The 19,627-nt window shown below is 38.5% G+C and carries 18 protein-coding genes and 1 pseudogene; 4 read left to right on the top strand and 15 right to left on the bottom strand.

The window, feature by feature from the left end; translation table 11 throughout:
* Positions 1-5: 5 nt before the first annotated feature.
* Positions 6-905, bottom strand: a complete 900-nt coding sequence (locus G532_RS0112695; protein ID WP_027965131.1) for an ABC transporter permease — start codon at positions 903-905, stop codon at positions 6-8.
* Between the two features lie 402 nt (positions 906-1,307).
* Between G532_RS0112695 and G532_RS0112690 the strand changes: the two genes are divergently transcribed.
* Complete coding sequence (locus tag G532_RS0112690) at positions 1,308-3,104, top strand: glutathione ABC transporter substrate-binding protein (RefSeq protein WP_027965130.1); 1,797 nt, start codon at positions 1,308-1,310, stop codon at positions 3,102-3,104.
* A gap of 114 nt (positions 3,105-3,218) precedes the next feature.
* Here the strand turns inward: G532_RS0112690 and G532_RS0112685 are convergent, their stop codons facing one another.
* The 6 genes from G532_RS0112685 to G532_RS0112660 all read right to left on the bottom strand — a co-directional run bounded on the left by G532_RS0112685 (position 3,219) and on the right by G532_RS0112660 (position 10,107).
* A complete protein-coding gene (locus G532_RS0112685; protein WP_027965129.1) occupies positions 3,219-4,859 on the bottom strand; it encodes a tetratricopeptide repeat-containing diguanylate cyclase in 1,641 nt (546 codons plus the stop codon).
* A gap of 177 nt (positions 4,860-5,036) precedes the next feature.
* Complete coding sequence (typA, locus tag G532_RS0112680) at positions 5,037-6,863, bottom strand: translational GTPase TypA (RefSeq protein ID WP_027965128.1); 1,827 nt, start codon at positions 6,861-6,863, stop codon at positions 5,037-5,039.
* 100 nt (positions 6,864-6,963) lie between these two features.
* Positions 6,964-8,199 carry an MFS transporter gene (locus tag G532_RS0112675; protein ID WP_035513026.1) on the bottom strand — a complete coding sequence of 412 codons (1,236 nt, stop codon included), beginning with the start codon at positions 8,197-8,199 and terminating at the stop codon, positions 6,964-6,966.
* Positions 8,200-8,226: 27 nt separating this feature from the next.
* Positions 8,227-9,207: an ArsR/SmtB family transcription factor gene (locus tag G532_RS0112670; protein WP_027965126.1), complete on the bottom strand. Its 981-nt coding sequence runs from the start codon at positions 9,205-9,207 to the stop codon at positions 8,227-8,229.
* Between the two features lie 150 nt (positions 9,208-9,357).
* Positions 9,358-9,804: a hypothetical protein gene (locus G532_RS0112665; protein ID WP_027965125.1), complete on the bottom strand. Its 447-nt coding sequence runs from the start codon at positions 9,802-9,804 to the stop codon at positions 9,358-9,360.
* A gap of 12 nt (positions 9,805-9,816) precedes the next feature.
* Positions 9,817-10,107, bottom strand: coding sequence for a HesB/YadR/YfhF family protein (locus tag G532_RS0112660; RefSeq protein ID WP_027965124.1), 291 nt, complete (start codon positions 10,105-10,107; stop codon positions 9,817-9,819).
* 196 nt (positions 10,108-10,303) lie between these two features.
* On the opposite strand from G532_RS0112660, the gene rarD reads away from it, so the two are divergent.
* Positions 10,304-11,197 (top strand): EamA family transporter RarD, encoded by an 894-nt coding sequence (rarD, locus tag G532_RS0112655; RefSeq protein ID WP_027965123.1) that lies wholly within the window; start codon positions 10,304-10,306, stop codon positions 11,195-11,197.
* A 503-nt stretch (positions 11,198-11,700) separates the two neighbouring features.
* Positions 11,701-12,276, top strand: a complete 576-nt coding sequence (locus G532_RS0112650; protein WP_027965122.1) for a membrane lipoprotein lipid attachment site-containing protein — start codon at positions 11,701-11,703, stop codon at positions 12,274-12,276.
* Positions 12,277-12,339: 63 nt separating this feature from the next.
* Here G532_RS0112650 and G532_RS0112645 read toward each other — a convergent pair whose 3' ends face one another.
* Positions 12,340-12,708: an iron chaperone gene (locus G532_RS0112645; protein WP_027965121.1), complete on the bottom strand. Its 369-nt coding sequence runs from the start codon at positions 12,706-12,708 to the stop codon at positions 12,340-12,342.
* Between the two features lie 220 nt (positions 12,709-12,928).
* On the opposite strand from G532_RS0112645, the gene megL reads away from it, so the two are divergent.
* A complete protein-coding gene (gene megL / locus G532_RS0112640) occupies positions 12,929-14,098 on the top strand; it encodes a methionine gamma-lyase (RefSeq protein WP_027965120.1) in 1,170 nt (389 codons plus the stop codon).
* Between the two features lie 211 nt (positions 14,099-14,309).
* Here megL and G532_RS0112635 read toward each other — a convergent pair whose 3' ends face one another.
* The 7 genes and pseudogenes from G532_RS0112635 to G532_RS0112610 form a co-directional block, all read right to left on the bottom strand.
* Positions 14,310-14,636 (bottom strand): helix-turn-helix domain-containing protein, encoded by a 327-nt coding sequence (locus tag G532_RS0112635; protein WP_027965119.1) that lies wholly within the window; start codon positions 14,634-14,636, stop codon positions 14,310-14,312.
* Positions 14,637-14,641: 5 nt separating this feature from the next.
* Positions 14,642-15,094, bottom strand: a complete 453-nt coding sequence (locus G532_RS0112630) for a hypothetical protein (protein WP_027965118.1) — start codon at positions 15,092-15,094, stop codon at positions 14,642-14,644.
* 186 nt (positions 15,095-15,280) lie between these two features.
* Positions 15,281-15,370, bottom strand: a pseudogene (locus G532_RS15915) (DUF2200 family protein); the annotation flags it as partial.
* A 138-nt stretch (positions 15,371-15,508) separates the two neighbouring features.
* Entirely contained in the window at positions 15,509-16,171 is a 663-nt protein-coding gene (locus G532_RS0112625) for a lytic transglycosylase domain-containing protein (RefSeq protein WP_051189177.1), read from the bottom strand.
* Positions 16,172-16,212: 41 nt separating this feature from the next.
* A complete protein-coding gene (locus G532_RS0112620) occupies positions 16,213-17,238 on the bottom strand; it encodes a threonine aldolase family protein (RefSeq protein ID WP_027965116.1) in 1,026 nt (341 codons plus the stop codon).
* Positions 17,239-17,303: 65 nt separating this feature from the next.
* Positions 17,304-19,037 (bottom strand): aminodeoxychorismate synthase component I, encoded by a 1,734-nt coding sequence (pabB, locus tag G532_RS0112615; RefSeq protein ID WP_027965115.1) that lies wholly within the window; start codon positions 19,035-19,037, stop codon positions 17,304-17,306.
* 4 nt (positions 19,038-19,041) lie between these two features.
* Entirely contained in the window at positions 19,042-19,626 is a 585-nt protein-coding gene (locus G532_RS0112610; protein WP_027965114.1) for an anthranilate synthase component II, read from the bottom strand.
* Position 19,627 lies beyond the last annotated feature (1 nt).

Below are 19,627 nucleotides of genomic sequence, written 5' to 3'. Positions count from 1 at the left end.
ACTTTCTATTTTTTCATTTTCGGATCGAGTGCATCACGCAATCCATCACCGAATATATTAAACGCTAATACAACAACAACAATAGCTACACCTGGGAAGAATGCGATGTGACCAGCTTGATACATATAATCACGTCCATCATTAAGCATCGCGCCCCACTCTGGAGTAGGTGGCTGTGCCCCCATTCCAAGGAAGGAAAGTCCAGCAGCTGTTAAAATTGCTGTTGCGATATAAAGCGTCGCGTTAACAATTAGAGGTGATAGCACATTTGGCATGATATGTTTGAAAATAACTCGGTTATCCGTCGCGCCTAATGCTTTAATAGCATCTACATACTCCAATTTTTTCGTCGCTAAAGTAGAACCACGTGCAATACGAGCAAATCCTGGAATAGCATAGATAGCTACGGCAATAATCACATTTTGTAGGCTACCTCCTAGTACACTTACAATTGCAAGCGCTAACAGAATCCCAGGGAAAGCTAATAAAACATCCATAAATCGCATAATTAAGTTATCAAGTCTTCCACCATAATAACCAGATACGATTCCAAGTGGAACACCTACCACTCCTCCAAGTATGACCGAGAAGAAACCTACCATAAGTGTTAATGACATACCATGAATGATTCGCGTGAAAATATCACGCCCCATATGGTCTGTACCAAACCAATATTCGGCAGATGGCCCAACTAATCTATCAGATAAGTTCACAGTATCGTATGGATGTACTGTGAGCATCGGTCCAAAGATCGAAACGATTACTAGAAAGACAATCGTGTAAAATCCTATTAAAGCTGGAATGTTTTTCTTTAAACGTTTATAGAAATCTTTCAAACTTTTAATCTTCGGATTTTCCTGTTTCTCTTTTAATGTCTCTGATGCTTCTCCTGCAGTTTGATTCACATTAATTACCTCCTTATTTAAAAAGAATCCTACATAATAATATGATATGTAGTTAAATTTTTCGCACTATTTATCGTGCAAATTTTTCAACAATTGTTGATGTGCTTATTGGGATTATAATAAACGGTATATTTCAATAATACAACAAAATTTACTGTATACATATTATTCAGAAAAGTTATTAAAATTTGATTATTTAACCGTATTGTTATCTATTCTATAATACTACTTTATAGATGACTATTAATAGGAAATATTTACATACCTTTTGTAAAGATTATTGAGAAAATTTTAACTTGATAAAAAACGAAATGTAATATATATTTAATATTGAGTTCCTTTCTTGCGAATAAACAAGATAGGGTTCAATAACTTTTAACTATTTTAAGGGGGTAACACAACATGAAGTCAAACAAATTGTTATGGCTTTTCGCTCTAATGCTTTCATTCGTTTTAGTATTAGCAGCGTGTGCCAGCGACGACGACGTTGATCCGGAAGGCGGAGACGACGACGGCGAAGATACAACAGAAACTGATACTGATTCAGACACTGATGATGAAGAAGGTACAGAAGAAGATGACGCAGAAGGTGAAGCTGAAGGAGATGCAGACTTCGATACAGAAGGTAACCATCTTGTAATTGCAGTACCATCTGATGTAGTGTCACTAGACCCACACGGTTCTAACGATGTTCCATCATCTAATGCTCGTTCTAATATTTACGATACATTAGTTGGTCAGAACGAAGACTTAGAAATCGTTGAAGGTTTAGCAACAGATTGGGAAGAAGTAGATGAAACTACTTGGTCATTCACACTTCGTGAAGGCGTAACTTTCCATGATGGTTCAGAATTCACAGCTGAAGTTGCAAAAGCTAACTTAGATCGTATTTTAGATCCAGTTGTTGCTTCTGAGCGTGCATTCCTTTACGAAATGATTACAGATGTTGAAGTAGTTGGTGACTATGAACTACACATAACTACTGAATATCCATTCGCTCCTCTACTTTCACACCTTGCACACGATGCTGGTGGAATGATGAGTATGGATGTTATTGAAGAAGACTATGCACAAGCATATGAAGAATCTGGTTACACAGAAGAAGAAGTACAAGAATTAGCTGATGCTGCTGAAGGCGCTGAAGAAGAGTCTGCAGAAGCAGAAGAATTCAATGAAGCTGTTGGAGCAGTTGGTGAGTACATTGGGCAATACGTTGCTCAAAATGCTGCCGGTACTGGTTACTTTGAAGTAGATGAGCGTATTTCTGGTGAACGTCTAACACTTTCTCGTTATGATGATTACTGGGGCGAAGCAGCTGCGGCTGATGCAATCTCATTCAAAGTTGTTCCAGAAACATCTGCTCGTATTGCAGAACTTGAAACTGGTAACTCTCACATCATTCAAGATGTTGGTCCTGATAACGTAGACCGTGTAGATGGAACTGACGGAGTAAGCGTAAATATGCAAGACTCAGTAAGCTTAAACTACGTAGGTTTCAACGTTCAATCAGAGCCATTTGATGATGAGCGTGTACGTCAAGCTGTTAACTTATTAATTAATCAAGAAGAAATTATTGACGGAATTTACGATGGTAATGGTATCCCTGCAATTGGGCCACTTGCTCCAGACGTATTCGGTTATGATGAAAATGTTGATGGTTTAGGTCACGATCCTGAGCGTGCTCAAGAACTTCTAGAAGAAGCTGGCTACGCTGATGGTTTCGAAACTACAATCTGGACAAATGATAACGAGCGTCGTGTTGATACTGCGCTATACGTTCAATCTATCCTTGGCGAGTACAACATTGATGTTGAAGTTGAAGAACTTGAGTGGGGTGCTTACTTAGACCGTACAGCTAACGGAGAGCATGACATGTTCATCCTTGGTTGGTCTACAGTAACTGCTGATGCGGACTACGGTCTATATGCATTATTCCATTCTAGTGCTGTAGGTTCTACTGGTGACCGTTCATTCCTAGAGAATGACGAGCTAGACGAACTACTTGATGCTGGTCGTCGTGAGGCTGATCCAGAAGCACGTCAAGAAATTTACTCTGAAGCACAAGAATTATTAACTGAATTGGCACCAATGGCTTACTTGAACCACCAAACTTACCTAACTGGTGTTAGTGATGAAGTTTCTGGTTTCTCTGTAGACCCATTAGGAATCTTCCAGTTACACGAAGCAACAATCGAATAATTATTCGATCTTAAAAACCGGCCTTGTGCCGGTTTTTTTGTTGCTCTATTTTTGTACTTTCCTTAAACATATAAAGAAAGCTTTTGGCCACTTTTACTAAGCCAAAAGCTTTCTTTATTTTCCCTTCAATTGCACCTGGTTCCTTCCACTTTCTTTCGCTCTATACAGTTCAAGATCTGCTAACTCATACAATTGTCCCATGTGATTAAATTGTTTAACTTCTCCAAAAGTCCCACCAATACTAATGGTGACCGGATAAAATTCTCCTTCCCACTTATAGCAAAGAGGTAGTTCTTCAATTTCATTTCTAGCTTTTTCAGCTATTTCTTCAGCATCTTGAAAAGAAAGGTCCTCTACTAAACAGACGAATTCCTCTCCACCAAATCTACCCGTAAGACCTTTATAAGGTTTGAATACGTTCTTTAAACACTCCGCAACCTGCTTCAGACAGCGATCTCCTTCAATGTGCCCGTGAAAGTCATTGTATCTTTTAAAAAAATCGATATCGAGCATAAAGAAAGCAATTTTTTTGGAATCTTGCTGCCCCTCTTTCCAAAGCGTATTTAAGTGTTCGTGTATCCCTCTTCTATTAGCAAGCCTGGTCAGTTCATCTTGATATACAGCTCCACTTAAACTTTCATTCGTTTTTTCTAAGTCATCCAACATCTGTTTATGGACGGCTATTTCGTCTTTCAACTTCTGATTTGCCTTTGTCATTTCCTCGGCATCTTTTCCTGCTTGGACTTGCTGAAGTTCAAGCTTACTAATCTCTAGTTTTTGAGCAATGATGGCTGATTCTATTTCTAGTTCCACATGGTGATACTTCTTATAATAATCAAGTGCTAAATCGAACTGATTTTGCTCCTCATAGTGATTCGATAATATATGATATAACCGGAGAAGGTGTTTTCTCGCCTGTATATCCTCCGCATAACCAATAGCTTGGTAAATGTAATCTAAATAGTTCGACTGGTCTGTTTGTTTTTCATATAAAGCGAGATTGACCAATATGTCTATAGAGTAAAATTTATTATTAACTTCTTTTAACCGTGTCAAAGCCTTTTTATAAAAATGAAGAGCGGATTCATAATCCCCATTTGCAAAATACACTTTCCCTATTTTGTTTTCCACTTCTGCTAATGGTACCTGATCTTCTCTTTCTAATAAAAGGGTATAGCTTTCGTAAAAATAATCGTAGCTTGAATCTAAATGATTCAGCGTGAAAAATACTTCTCCCATATTTTCTAATATAACTGCTTTGTTCGTAATTAATTGGTGTCTTTCACATATTAATAATGCTTCTTCATACGCTTGAAGCGCCTCTTCATAGTAACCTGCTTCACGATATACCTCTCCTAAATTATTTTTTACACGACTGATGGTTGCTTCATCATCAGTTTTCTCGAGTAAATGTAATCCTCTTAAGAAATACTCTAACGATTTTTCGTACATGGCACTATAAAAATAAACGATTCCAATTATATTATAAGCAGAGGCTAACCCACTTTGGTGTTCGATGTTTTTAAAAATAGTTACTGCTTCTTGCGCAAACTGGAATGATTCTTGCATCTCTGTCATCGAACGACAGGCGAATGCTAAGACTAAGAGTGCTTGTCCCTCTTCTTCACCATAACCATGCTCTCGAGCCATTTTTAAAGCTTTCTTCCCTAGCACATAACTTTCATTTGGATTCTTCTTAATGATTCCGTTCGCTTGATCCAAAGCTTCTTCTATTTCTGTCTCAACTGAAATCAAACACCCACCCCCCCAACCACCCATTTTATGATTATAATTACCTACAATTATAATTTCAAAAAATTCAAAATACAACTTATATTTTATATATGTTAAAAGAGCGCTCGCATAACTTGAACGTTTTCCTACATAAAAAAATCCCCATACCCTGCTTTCACAGAACATGAGGATATATATTTATAACTTAGCTTTTTTCTGAGAACGCTCGCGCTCACTCTTATTTAAAATTTTCTTACGTAAGCGGATCGAATCAGGTGTTACTTCACAATATTCATCATCATTAAGATACTCAATCGCTTCTTCTAAAGTAAGTTTACGAGTACCTTTTAACGTCGTTGTATTATCTTTATTAGCGGAACGAACGTTTGTTAGTGCTTTTTCTTTTGTGATATTAACAGTTAAGTCATTGTCACGGTTGTGTTCTCCTACAATCATACCTTCGTATACATCTGTAGTAGGTTCAATAAAGATGACACCACGATCCTCTAATGCTAGGATACTGTAGTTCGTCGCTTTTCCTTTTTCTTGAGATACAAGCACACCTTGACGACGACCACCAACTTGCCCTTGAGCAATTGGTCCATACTCTTCAAATGTGTGGTTTAGAATTCCATAACCACGTGTTTGAGTCATGAACTCTGTTGAATACCCGATTAAACCACGAGAAGGTACTTTGAATTCAATTCGAACTTGACCGTTCCCTTGGTTAGCCATATCTAGCATTTCACCTTTACGTTCCCCAAGCGATTCCATAACTGTACCAGTATAATCTTCTGGAACGTCGATTTGAACACGCTCGTATGGCTCACATTTTACGCCATCGATTTCTTTGATAATAACTTGAGGCTTAGAGATTTGTAGCTCATAGCCTTCACGACGCATGTTCTCAATTAAAATAGACAAGTGTAATTCACCACGACCAGAAACCGTCCATGCATCAGGAGATTCTGTTGGTTCGACACGTAAACTTACATCCGTTTCAAGTTGCGTTAATAAACGTTCTTCGATTCGGCGTGAAGTGATATACTTTCCTTCTTTCCCAGCGAACGGGCTATTGTTTACAACAAACTTCATTTGAAGTGTTGGTTCATCAATACGTGGGATTGGTAATGGATCGTGATCATTCACGTCACAAACTGTTTCCCCTACGTTTAGATCTTCTAGTCCAGCAAGCGCTACAATGTCACCAGCTTGTGCTTCTTCAATTTCCGTACGCTTCAGTCCAATAAAACCAAATAATTTGGTAATACGTTGGTTTTTAACCGAACCATCTTTCTTCATAACTGCTACTTGATCGCCTACCTTCATTCGGCCACGATAAATACGACCTACACCGATACGACCAACATAGTCATTATAATCAAGTAAAGTTACTTGGAACTGTAAAGAACCTTCGATATCCTGCTTTGGAGCTGGGATGTTCTTCAAAATAGCTTTAAAAATTGGATCCATCGTTTCTGTTTGCTCGTCTGCCTCATCACCTGAAGTACCTTGTAGAGCCGAAGCATAAACTACTGGGAATTCTAATTGCTCATCATCCGCACCTAGTTCAATAAATAAGTCTAATACTTCATCTACTACTTCTGCTGGACGGGCATTTGGACGATCAATTTTATTAAGAACGACCATTGGTTTTAAGTTTTGCTCAAGCGCCTTCTTTAAAACAAAGCGCGTTTGAGGCATACAACCTTCATACGCATCAACGACTAGAAGTACTCCGTCTACCATTTTCATGATACGTTCTACTTCGCCACCGAAATCTGCGTGACCAGGTGTATCTAAAATATTCACACGTGTATCTTCATAATTGATCGCTGTGTTTTTCGCAAGGATCGTAATCCCGCGTTCTTTCTCTAAGTCATCCGTATCCATCGCACGATCATCCACATGTTCGTTATCACGGAATGTCCCTGAATAGTGTAGCATTTGGTCAACCAACGTCGTCTTTCCGTGGTCAACGTGCGCGATAATCGCGATGTTACGTATATCTTTTAGTTGTTGCATAAGAGCCGCTCCATTTCTGTTATTAAAATTACTGCCTTAGTCATTATATATTAGATAAGCGCTACTGTATAGTTTTAGCGGTTAATAGCTCTATTATCCCTTAATCAATCGTTCTTAAAGATTTCGCAAACAGAAGCACAGTAAACCCAACCACAAGTAAACAAAGCGATGATACGAGCATAATTTCATTGATATCAAATCCGAGTGAAATGAATGAAGTGGTTAATAAATAGGATACAGGCACCAGACCAATGGAGGCGAAAGCTAGTAAGCTCATGATTCTTCCAATAAATTTCTCTTCTGTATGGGCCTGAATGGCAGATATGAGCGGAATATCAATCACAGATAAAGTGATTCCAATTAACCCTACAAATAACATGCTCAACCATAAAACACCCGATAGACTAAAAGCTACAAAGAAGATACTTAAAAACACGATGCCAACAATAGCCACGACCCCGCGCTTGTTTCTTACGTTTAAAATTCCAATTGTAACTGAGCCAATGAGCATCCCTACTCCAGATGTTCCACTTAATATACTGTACGTGAATTCATCTCCATCTAAAATATTACGAGCAAAGATTGGCAGTCCAACTTGTAACGGACCGCTTATAAATAAATTAATCGATACGGACGTCATCATCAGTGTAAGAAGAAATGGTGATTCTTTTACATACCGGAATCCAGAGGTAATCGACTGCCAAACAGTAGATGGTTCCTCTTCGTCCATCACCTCTATTGTCGTCGCACGTTTTAAGTAAACGTCGACAACTGCTGCAACCAAAAGCATTAAACTGACGAGCCCGAACATTACTTCATAACTACCAAATCCAATCACTGCACCAGCAATGACTGGTCCAATAATTACAGAAAAACGTTGCGTTGTTTGTATGATGGAGTTTGCTCGAGTTAGTTGTGAGCGGTCGACTAAACTTGGAAATAGTGAATTACTTGCCGGCCAAAAGAATGCATCTAATAAACCAAATAAAAAGGCGAGACCAACTAACACCCAAATATTCAAAACACCGACAATCAGTAAGATGACAACCCCAATTAAGAGTAACGCTTTGGTGAAATCAGACAGAAACATGATGCTCGCTTTATTCACCCGGTCTGCAATGGCGCCTCCTAACAACATGAACACTAAACGTGGAACAGAGCTTGCAAAAAAAACAAGTCCAAGCATTGCCTCGAGTTCCAAGCCGTCAACGACATACCAATTCACAGTGAATAAGAAGAAAGACACACTTAAACTAGAAGCTAAAAACGTAATGAAAAATAAAATAAAGCGTTTGTTTTTTATGATCGGCTGAAGTTCCGACGATTGATCAGTCATGATGACCGCTCCTCTACATTCATTTCTTTATGAAAATAACGTCTCTAACTGAGCTAAGACTGTTTTCATTTCCTCTGTATTCGTGGAATAATAAACTCTGTTCTCATCTCTTCTAGACTCTACTAACTGATGGGACAGCAAAATACTAATATGGTGAGTGATGGTTGAGTTTGATACTCCAAGCTCTTGCGCTAGTTCAAACCCATAGTGCGGCCGCTTCTTTAACAAACGCATGATTTGAAAACGTCGTTCATCCGTCATGATTTTTAAGATCTCAAGTAGCTCCTGTTCTTGGCGCTGATTATTCATTACAGATTCCCTTTTAACACCGACTACGCCTAAAAAGAGATTTTCACCTAAACTCATGTACATAAGCCCTATATTTAAACTGTAAGAAGGAGCGAGAATGATCTCTGTTTGGGCATCCATTAATTCATAATCTTGGAGCATTAATAAGAAATGCTCTTTGTTCTTGTTCATTTCTTCTCTATATTTAGAGTTATGATCCAACAATTTTTCTTCATAGGATTGATAGATTTCTTTATACATCTTGGAAAGAAACTGTGCCATTCTCTTTATAGTATCTTCAGGGAATTGATAGCAATAGACTAACTTCCACTTCTCTGGATCAGGGATATTTAAATTGTTTAAGTTTTCTAAAGCAGTTTCCGAATTTGTAGCGTTAGGTTCCAATAGCTTCCGGAATTTCTCAGGTGTTAAATTTTTAATTACTTCAATAGCTTTGGGAATATTGTCCAGTGCTTGTTGTTCATGAATTGCCGGGAACATTAACGTAACAATGTGTGATTCAGTATGGAGAAATAGATCAAGCTCGTTTTTGTCTTGTTGACCTAATGACTCGGAGATCTCCTTAATCCATTTTTCCACGTCATCATTTGCCAATTTTTCACGGATATAATTTTCCTGTTCTATTTCGTGAATGTTAGAGATTTTATATAAAAACGCAAAGAAATCAATTACTTGGGAAGCTATAACAGTTGATTTCATAATACCAGCCCTTCTTTCAATGATTATTAAATGTTATGTTATATGTATATTAAAACACATAATTTTATGTTCATCAACTATAACATTTCATGAACATCAAACTACAACAAAAATAAAAGCACCCATCTTTAAATGAGTGCTTCTTGTTACCTAGGCTTCCTTCATTTCATCAAGCATTGGATAGATTGCTTCTACTCCTTCTTCCGCCACTGTGCATGCTACTCCAAGCGGCGTTTCCCAAAACGATTCTGGGATGATGGGGTTCTGCATTCCAGCTGCTTTAAACAAACTATTATAGATACGATCTAAGTGCTGGCGCGTCGTTGCCCGGTCGCGCTCTACTTCTCCTCTAGCAAGTAAGAATAAATAACGCATCGATTGAAAAATATTATCCCCAGGCATGAAAGTGAATTCCTTAAATAAATACAATTGCTTCTCCGCTCGTTCATTGATTGCCTGGTTAATCGCTAAATCATCCAAGCGTTCATACAACTGACGATGCAATTGTTTAAAGATTCTTCGCTTCTCTTGTTGCATGACTTCATCATTATAAACTTCTTTTAAATAATCAAACGCCGATTCTCTTGTCCAAGTCATTTTTATCCCTCTTTACTCAATCGGTTCATTACTAAAAGCTACTTCATCATCTTTTAACCCTATATACAAATCTTGTTCTTTAAAGAACCATTCGTCCTGTTCATCAATTTGAAAAGAAATACTTCTTTGCTCCGCTTCTGCTACGGGTTTAGAGGCATGTTCAACTGCCATAGCAACTGAAAATCCGTCTTGAAAATCAGAAGTCCCTCCGTATTTCGGGAAAAAACGTACAGCATCCCCGCTATCAAGATCCATTTCATCTATTAACCATTTTGCTGCGTCATCCTTTATATGAATTTCCATCTGAAATCACGCCCCTTTTTCCTTAATAGTTTAAGTGTATCGAAACTTAGGCTTCACAACAAATGTAAGCCCTTCTTTATACCATAACCGAAAATGTACCTATTTAAGCAACATGATTGCAATCTATGGAAGAATCACTTAAACTTTTCTGGTACTTTACATATTTTAAAATACATCATGAGAGGGGGAGCAACGAGTGAATGAAGAAAAATTAGGGACTATATACGCTGCATTTGCTTACATTATTTGGGGCTTCCTTCCGTTATATTGGAAGATCCTTGAGCATGTCCCTGCTTGGGAAATCCTCGCCCATCGTATGGTCTGGTCCTTTTTATTTATGGTCATTTTTATTTTAGCTTTAAAAAGATGGGGACTATTTACTGGAGAATTAAAATCTATTTTCAAAGACTGGAGAACAGGTCTTGGAATTACTGGTGCGGCTATCGCGATTAGTATCAACTGGGTCACATACATATGGGCAGTTAATACAAACCATGTCCTTGATGCCAGTTTGGGGTATTACATAAATCCTTTAATAAGCATATTGTTCGGCATTCTCTTTTTAGGTGAGAAATTTTCTAGGATTCAGTGGATTGCGATCGCCTTTGCCTTAACTGGTGTGTTGTTTATGACGATTCAGTTTGGCTCCATTCCATGGGTGGCACTTGTATTAGCAATGTCGTTTGCTGTTTATGGATTGCTTAAGAAAGTCGTACAGTTAAATGCTATATTCGGTCTTGCGATTGAAACATTAATTATTCTGCCAATCGCATTGTTATATATTAGCTACTTAGAGTGGGTAAATGTAGGAGCACTTGGAATGTCGTGGACAGGATTTTTACTTATTGGTGCAGGTTTAGTCACCGTTGTCCCCCTTTTATTATTTGCCCAAGGAGCGAAACGCATTCCGCTTTCATTGGTTGGGTTTTTACAGTATTTCGCACCGACGATTATGCTTTTACTCGGAGTATTTTTATTTGATGAAGCTTTCACTAGTGTCCATGCGGTTACGTTTACGTTGATTTGGATCGGTTTAATTCTGTATACCTATGAACGGATGAAGCATCTACGTAAAAATGCACACGCATAGGTCAAGCACATCAAATTCATTTGGTGTGCTTTTTCTATGATTAATGGCATACACAAATAACAAATAAGGAAAAAAATTCATTATAAATCAACTGGGATTTAAGTTGTTGTGTTAGAATGAAAAGAAAAAATGGGAATTTTATAGTAATCATGAACGAGTTATTTGAGTTGCTGGTCTGAAAGTCGTTTGATAAGAGCGTTTGAGATTCTAAAGCTATCGTAAATGTGCGAAAGTACGATCTTATGCACCATTCTTACACGTTATGCGCGAGAATTTTTAAATAACGACGAATCTCCAAGACTTATACGCGAAAATCATCAAGATATGTTCGAATGTCCCTCCATATGCACAAAACTCAAACTTTATAGACGAAACATACTTAACCTAAACAACAGAAGATCTTTATCAATAAAGAAAATTTATGGAATAGAATTTTAAGAAGTACATTTCTGCAACACCCTTAATAAGAAGAACTTTTATTCAATTTAGAGATGGGAATATGTATGAAAAAATATTTATTACTTATTGTGGGGATTCTTTTTTTAGCAGGTTGCGCCCAAGAAGAAACAAGTGTTTCGGAAGCGGAAGACATCAAAGGGGAGATAAATGAGTATTTAGAGATTGACCCTTACATTCCTGATTTAGATTATCCAGTTGGGAATGTGCGCATTGAATATACTACAAATATGGAAGATGGGGAAGTCATTAAAGGGGAACCTTGGCGAGCCATTATTGAATATAATGACTCTCTAGAAGAACCGGTTGATGAGAATTTCAAAGAAGAATGGGAAGAATCAAATCCTCTCATTGAAATCATTCATGGCGATTTATATATGGATGAAATGATTGCCTCTGTAATTATTCTGGAAGGCGAAGTTGATGGAGAGGGTGAGAATGCAGAGGTTATTGAAATTGAGGGGCATGAAGTTCACATCCTTGGTCCTCAAGGAGAGGATTCAGACTACGTCCACCTCACTTTCGAAGTGGATGATCTTAATTATCTAATTCAGTATTATGAAGCCGATGACAGAGAAGGGGATGCCGAGGAGTTAGCTAGAGAAATAATAGAGAACTCTTAGGCGTGTCATAATAAAAATACCCTCCTAATAAGTAGGAGGGTATTTTGACGTTGAAGAAACTTATTATCTCCAAAATTTATTATACTCGGCTTTTTCTTGCATATTATACTCAATGATTCTTCCGATTAAATTGTAATCTACAGGTTGGTTCCATTTAATTCGGAATAATCCTTTGGTAGAGCTATACCCTGCCTTTTCGATTTCGTCTGCGAATTGAACCATTGCGACTTCTTCTGGTGCTAAACTTATATGTTGTTTCGCTTTATCGATCCCAATGATAAAGGTTCCGTGATCGGCAAACATTGGCGTGTTCCACTTGATCACTGGTTCTAAATTAGGATACGTTTGCTTCACCCATGTTAATATTTCATCTAATCGTTCTCGATGCTTCGGCTCTTCAATTGTATCTAAGTAATCCGAAAAAGTTTCCATGATTTTCTCCTCCATTAAATTTCCTCAGTCTTTTCACTTGCGAACGAACTTTCCTCATTATTTTCTTTCTATTATAACATGAACGAATAACCGTGCTTTATCCAATACGACAAGTCTCGACAAAGTTTTTTCTACCCGTCTATTAAAATAAAAGAAAGCGCTTTCATTATTTATGTTACACTAAATTTATAGAGAGAAAATTTATTTAGGGGGGATTTTTATGAACAAACGATTTGAATCAGAAATCATTCATCACGGATATGACTCTAAGGAACATTTCGATAGTTTGGCTACCCCAATCTATCAAACTTCTACTTTTACATTCGATAGTGCAGAGCAAGGGGAACAACGCTTTGCAGGGGAACAAGATGGGTACATTTATTCCAGGTTAGGCAATCCTACTGTTAAAAACTTAGAAGAACGAATGGCAGCTATTGAAAACGGAGATGCTGCACTGGCTTTTTCATCTGGTATGGCCGCTGTTTCAGCAACAATTATTGCTTTAACGAAAGCGAATGACCATATTTTATGTTCGCAAGGTTTATATGGATGCACCTTTGGCTTATTGGAAATGCTTCACTCAAAATATAATATTAGCTCTGATTTCAGCTTTATGGAGAACGAAGAATCATTACGCGAGGCCATTCGTCCTGAAACGACTTGTATTTATGTAGAAACACCGATTAATCCGACGATGAAAATTATTGACCTTGAAATGGTTGCACGTGTTGCAAAAGAATTTGAACTTCCTGTAGTTGTCGACAATACCTTTTCCTCCCCTTATTTACAACGACCACTCGATCTCGGCTGTGACATTGTCATTCATAGTGCCACAAAATATATTGGTGGACATGGGGATGTGATTGCTGGAATCGTCGTTGGCAGCCAGGAATTTATAGAAGAAGTTGCTATGACTACTCAAAAAGATATTGGCGGAACCATTTCACCATTTGATGCTTGGCTATTAATTAGGGGATTAAAGACGTTGCCTGTAAGGATGGACCGACATTCATCCAACGCGGAAAAAATCGTAGAAAAGTTAAAGGAGCACCAGAATATCACGGCAGTGCATTATCCTTTCGACCCTGAAAATCCAAGCTATGAGATTGCCAAGAAGCAAATGAAACTTGGCGCGGGTGTAATCGCCTTTGAACTTGATGGTGGGAAAAAGGAAGCACAAGCATTCCTAAACAGATTATCATTTATAAAAATAGCAGTAAGTCTTGGTGACACGGAAACACTCATACAACACCCTGCTACCATGACTCACTCTGTTGTACCAGAAGAAAGTCGCTTGCAAATGGGAATTACCGATTCATTAGTAAGGATCTCCTGTGGCTTAGAAGCTTGGGAGGATATTTGGGCGGATTTAGAGCAAGCGTTGCGGTAGAGGTGTTAAATTAAATAAACCAATTCAGTTCATAAAAGATTGCAAAAGTGCTTTTACCAAATAATGAGGCTGGGACAAATCAAAGTGTTAATATGAAAATCCGAACAATAAAAAGGCGGTGCGACTAACTCGCTCCTGAAATAGACTGCGCTTTTTATCTGCTTTGTTCGGAATATTCATGGCTTCATACACTTCTGTCCCAGCCTCATTACTACATATAAGTTATTTCTTTTGGTCTTTTGGGCAAATCCTTAAAAGTCATTTTTATATCTTCCACTCCACCGAGTATCTCAACAATTTTATCAAAAGTACCATTTGTTATTCCGGAATCTCCACCCTCTGCTCTTGAGAGTGTCGCTTGCGTGATCGAGCCACCATTTTTCTTAATTGCTTCAACCACTTCTTTTTGCGTCATCCCTAACTCCATCCTACGCTTTATTAATAATTTCCCTTTTTGTACGGATGGTTTCATAATATGTTCATGAGCACCAGGAACTTCACTCAAAATCTTTTTTATATCCTCATGATTCTTAGTCATTAGAATCAATCTCCTTTGTTTTGATCTATCATAAACTTCCTGAACATCAATTCGCTTTCTTCAATAATTTTATCGAAAGCAGGATCACTAGTTGATTGTTTAATCAAAGATCTTGTGAAGTATAGTATTTCCTTTCCATCTTTTTCTATACTGAAAAAAATAGCTCTAAAAGCACCAATTTGTTCCCAATTAATTCTAAATTCCATTAACGGAGAGTGATGTTTGAGAGGTTTGTATATCTTAAATGTCCTAAGATGGTCTTTTGCATTCCTACCTGTTAGTATAAGTTCACCATCTGGCGGAACACCAACATCTTCTAAAAGATCCAAGCCTTGCAGAATAAATGAAGCTAACTCAGCATATAATGGGTATTCTTTACCCTTTTCTGCAATTTTTGATATTTCATCAAAAGCTTGCTGCTCACCTTGTTCATTCTCTAAATATTTGATTATAGCCATAATATATCATATACAATATAAATATTCAAACAATTATACTGTATGCCCCTTTCCATAAAACGTGTTACTTTAAATTTTACACATTTTGTGAAAACAATATATCTTAGAAATTTTACCTAACTAAAGAAAAGTGATTAATTTTGCATCTAAAACTGCTAAAAAATTTAATATTTACACAGTTAACCTCTATTTTCGCAAAATCTTCCCCATCGTTTTTCCTTTCGCTAATTGATCGATCAGTTTATCTATATAGCAAATCTCCTGCATTGTTGGTTTTAAAGCCTCGAGTATATGTGGTCACTTTTCTGGATATAATTTCGTCCCATCGTACCGCTCACAAAATAATCTTCATCTTTAATTGTCTAAACAAAAATAAAAAGCAGCTCCACTCAAAATGGAACTACTCTCTATTAGTTATCCTAATAATTTCTTTATGTAATTCTGTGTTTCTTCGAATGGAGGGACGCCGCCGTATCGATCTACATTTCCTGGTCCAGCGTTATAAGCGGCAAGCGCCAATTCCATGTCTCCGTCATAGCGGTCGATCATATCTTTTAAGAAGCGAGTACCACCATCGATATTTTGCATTGGATCAAATGAATCTGTTACACCCAATCCTTGGGCTGTGCCAGGCATCAACTGCATAAGGCCTTCTGCTCCGGCATGGCTTACAACGGATGGGTCGAAGTTAGATTCTACTTGAATGACCGAACGAATTAAATCACCGTCTACACCGTAACGATTTGAAACTTCATCAATAATAGAATCATAATCAGAAGGCTGCGTTTGCAGCTGTTTAATCGTTTGTTCCTGTGCAGATTCAAAGGCTGGTGTGTACTGTGGTGCGGATCCTGGCAAGAACAGAGATTCCCAACTACTATTGGAACCCGAAGCACTAACCGGGGCTGCTGCATGACTACCCACTCCGTTTAATTGCATTTGTAACAGGTCACTAAATGCATTCGCAGAGTTTTGGTCTCCATTCATGCCACCAAGTTGATTATGATTCGACACGCCATTTTGACGTCCCATCGCTTGTTGATAATGCATCATCGCTTGAAAAAAATTCACATCCATCATCGTATCCACCCCAAGTAATTTACCGACATTTTTTTCTATTATACCACATCTTTTACCTTTTTTAAGATATTTATTGTTCTTTCTATATCTATTTCTTCCACATCGTAATGCGTGACGAATCGCACTGTTTGTGGTCCGAATGCAACAGCCTTTACTCCTTCTTGATCTAGGAGGTTAATCATCTCTGCTGCTGAGACGTTTGTGCTGGTCACATCCATTAATACAATATTTGTATCCACCCGCTCCGCTATTTCGAACCCTACATCGAGGATGCCAGCTTCTAATTGTTTCGCGTGGGCATGGTCATGGACTAGTCGCTCCGTCATTTCGGTAAGAGCGATGTATGCGGGAGCTGCAATAACCCCTACTTGCCTTAACCCTCCACCTAAACGTTTACGCCATTTGCGTGCTTGTTTAATGAACGACTCTGAGCCAGCAATCATCGAACCTACAGGAGCACCGAGGCCTTTTGATAAACAAATTTGTACCGTATCTACGTGTTGGGCGTACTCTTTTGCGGAAATACCAGTTGCTGCAACCGCGTTGAAAAGTCTTGCACCATCTAGATGGACTGGTATTTTGTGACGATCTGCTACTTCTTTTACTTCTTTCATCGATTCCACTGGAACAACTGCGCCTCCAGCACGGTTATGCGTATTTTCCACACAAATCATGCCTGTTTCCGGCAAATGGACATCCTCTGGTCGAATCGCCGCTTCTACATCAGCTGAGGCCATCGTCCCACGTGTTCCTCTAATAGTTCTGGGCTGCACGCCAGCAAATGCTGAAATGGCAGCACCTTCATAGTAAAACAGGTGTGAGTTTTCCTCTAAAATGATTTCATTACCTGGTTGGCAATGTGTTAAAGCTGCAATTTGATTACCTTGCACCCCACTTGTTACAAAAAGTGCCGCTTCTTTTCCTAATATTTCAGCGGTCTTTTTTTCTAACATAGTAACGGTTGGATCTTCTTCATACACATCATCGCCGACTTCTGCATGGTACCCCGCTTCTCGCATCGACTGCGTCGGTTTCGTCACTGTATCACTTCTTAAATCAATCATCACCTTCGCCTCCAAACCTTCATCTCATCCTTACATTAGTACACAAATCATAGCATATTGCTGTTTTATTTTAAATTTTCAATTAAAATCCACCCACGAACACTATTAAAGTAAGCTATTTCTTCCACTTGATTTAACTCATCTAATGGTAAAGACCGTTCTTCGAGTTTCCCTTCATTAAGCAAAAACTCTCGATAGGTCCCAGCTAATAATCCGTCTTGTACAGGAGGAGTGTACCAGCGACCTTCTTTTAAATATGCTAGATTTCCTGTTGTGAATTCGGTAATTTTCCCGGATCGGTTGTATAACAAAGTATCATCAACACCGGCGATTAGGCGATTTTTGTACACCGTGCGCTCTGTTGTTTTGTGATAGAGAAAGATGTCCTCTGCGTCAACGGGTTTCTCTGCTAAGGAAAACCTCAAAATATCCTTACGAGATGGAGACTTCTCTTTCTCTTGATACGACCAGGATCCGTCCTGTGCAACTAATAATCTAACAGAACGCTCATATTTCGTTTCCGCTTTGATTTTGTGAAAAATTGTATCTACATCCTGCTCTGTAACTGGTATTTGAAAGTAATAGGCGGAAGCTAGTAATCTGCTTTTATGTTCTTTTTCATAATCAATCGTTTGTGCGTTGACTCGCATGGTTTCGAGTAACTGAAAAGGAATCGTACGCTTATTTAAAACTTTTGCTTTTGAGGCGGTTTCCTCAAATTCACCTTCCGCCGAGGAATCCCATGTGACTCCACCACCCACACCATATGTAGCCTCTTGTGTAGCACGGTTATAAATCACCGTACGAATCGGAACATTGAATACAGCTTTACCTTCTGGCATCAATACACCTATTGCCCCGCAGTAGACTTCACGTGGACTTGTCTCAAGTTCATAGATTTTTTTCATTGTACTCATTTTGGGCGCACCAGTAATTGATCCACAGGGAAATAACGCCTGAAAAACTTGCCATAACTTCGTATTAGGCTTGGGTTTCGCTTGAATCGTTGAAGTCATTTGATGGACAGTTGGATACGTTTCTACCGTAAATAAGTTGGGCACCTTTACAGACCCTGTTTTCGCAATTCGCGCGACATCATTTCTCAATAAATCTACAATCATGACATTTTCAGCACGTTCTTTTTCGGAGTTTTTCAAGGATGCTATTTGACGCTGGTCCTGTTCATACGTCTTCCCTCTTTTTGCGGTCCCTTTCATCGGGCGCGTTTCGATAAGGGATTCCTCCCACGCAAAAAACAACTCAGGGGAGGCGGAAATAATGCCGTGACTCTCTGTTTGAATAAAAGCCGCATAATTCGCTTGCTGTGCTTCTGCTAGTTGATAAAACCAGGCTTCACGATCTATTTGTTCAAGTATCGTTCGCAGCCTGAATGTGTAATTGACTTGATACGTGATTCCTTGTTTTATACAACGATGGATCTCGTCGATTGACTGATTGAATTGCTCACGATTAATATCAGGATTCCATTCGGTAGATACATAGGTTGTTGCTTGATTACCCGTTGGCTGATGATACCCTTCAAATACAGCAAACCAAATAAGCGGGAGCTCTTTTGGTTGATGAAAAGATACGTTCGGCATCATTGCCTCAGCAGCTTCATAACTCACATATCCAGCAACATAATAGCCTTGTTTTTGATAGGCTTCTGCCGATTCTATTATTTCAGGAACCTCCTCCACTTTTGTTGTGGTTAAGATTTTAATAGGATTAGTAAATTCCATCGCTTCATTTGGCAACATCCGGTGCTTGAATTGGAAGGTCAATTTTACATCCGTCATTGTTTCAGCTCACTTTCTCGGTAACGTATAACTCTATAAATTGTTTGATCATCGCTAATCCATCTTCCGTTAAAATCGCTTCTGGATGAAATTGAACAGCTTCTATCGAGAATTTTTGATGACGAACTGCCATGACTTCTCCAAGGTTAGTTGTTGCAGAAATAATCAACGCCGGAGGAACCGACGCTTTCTCAGCAATCAAAGAGTGGTAACGGGTGACGGGAAGTGGCAAGTTTGCACCTTCAAATATCGTTTTGGAATCATGTGTCAGCTGAGCTATTTTCCCGTGCATTGGCTGACGAGCAGTAACGATTTTTCCTCCAAAAACTTGGACAATCATTTGAAATCCTAAGCAAACACCGAATGTTGGTATGGTTTGATAGGTTGCCTGCAAGATTTCCATTGTAACGGAGTAATCATTAGGGTTTCCTGGCCCGGGTGAAAGAAAAATTGCTTCTGGTTTCCGTTGAATGACCTTGTCCAATGTTAGTTCAGAGACATTTAAAACTTCTACTTCTTTTCCTGACTGTTCTATATAATCAACAATCGTATACGTAAACGAATCATTATGATCAATCATTAAAATCATG

It is taken from the genome of Halalkalibacillus halophilus DSM 18494, from assembly GCF_000423105.1.
Classification (GTDB): domain Bacteria; phylum Bacillota; class Bacilli; order Bacillales; family Alkalibacillaceae; genus Halalkalibacillus; species Halalkalibacillus halophilus.
The sequence above is the reverse complement of the archived record's forward strand: the minus strand, read 5'-3'. Positions and strand labels throughout refer to the sequence as shown.

What these genes read in the sequence shown, in the direction of transcription:
- G532_RS0112690 (WP_027965130.1), top strand. Translation starts at nt 1,308, where the DNA reads ATGAAGTCAAACAAATTGTTATGGCTTTTCGCTCTAATGCTTTCATTC.
- typA (WP_027965128.1), bottom strand. Translation starts at nt 6,863, where the DNA reads ATGCAACAACTAAAAGATATACGTAACATCGCGATTATCGCGCACGTT.
- G532_RS0112675 (WP_035513026.1), bottom strand. Translation starts at nt 8,199, where the DNA reads ATGACTGATCAATCGTCGGAACTTCAGCCGATCATAAAAAACAAACGC.
- G532_RS0112670 (WP_027965126.1), bottom strand. Translation starts at nt 9,207, where the DNA reads ATGAAATCAACTGTTATAGCTTCCCAAGTAATTGATTTCTTTGCGTTT.
- G532_RS0112665 (WP_027965125.1), bottom strand. Translation starts at nt 9,804, where the DNA reads ATGACTTGGACAAGAGAATCGGCGTTTGATTATTTAAAAGAAGTTTAT.
- G532_RS0112660 (WP_027965124.1), bottom strand. Translation starts at nt 10,107, where the DNA reads ATGGAAATTCATATAAAGGATGACGCAGCAAAATGGTTAATAGATGAA.
- G532_RS0112650 (WP_027965122.1), top strand. Translation starts at nt 11,701, where the DNA reads ATGAAAAAATATTTATTACTTATTGTGGGGATTCTTTTTTTAGCAGGT.
- G532_RS0112645 (WP_027965121.1), bottom strand. Translation starts at nt 12,708, where the DNA reads ATGGAAACTTTTTCGGATTACTTAGATACAATTGAAGAGCCGAAGCAT.
- megL (WP_027965120.1), top strand. Translation starts at nt 12,929, where the DNA reads ATGAACAAACGATTTGAATCAGAAATCATTCATCACGGATATGACTCT.
- G532_RS0112635 (WP_027965119.1), bottom strand. Translation starts at nt 14,636, where the DNA reads ATGACTAAGAATCATGAGGATATAAAAAAGATTTTGAGTGAAGTTCCT.
- G532_RS0112630 (WP_027965118.1), bottom strand. Translation starts at nt 15,094, where the DNA reads ATGGCTATAATCAAATATTTAGAGAATGAACAAGGTGAGCAGCAAGCT.
- G532_RS0112625 (WP_051189177.1), bottom strand. Translation starts at nt 16,171, where the DNA reads ATGGATGTGAATTTTTTTCAAGCGATGATGCATTATCAACAAGCGATG.
- G532_RS0112620 (WP_027965116.1), bottom strand. Translation starts at nt 17,238, where the DNA reads ATGATTGATTTAAGAAGTGATACAGTGACGAAACCGACGCAGTCGATG.
- pabB (WP_027965115.1), bottom strand. Translation starts at nt 19,037, where the DNA reads ATGACGGATGTAAAATTGACCTTCCAATTCAAGCACCGGATGTTGCCA.
- G532_RS0112610 (WP_027965114.1), bottom strand. Translation starts at nt 19,626, where the DNA reads ATGATTTTAATGATTGATCATAATGATTCGTTTACGTATACGATTGTT.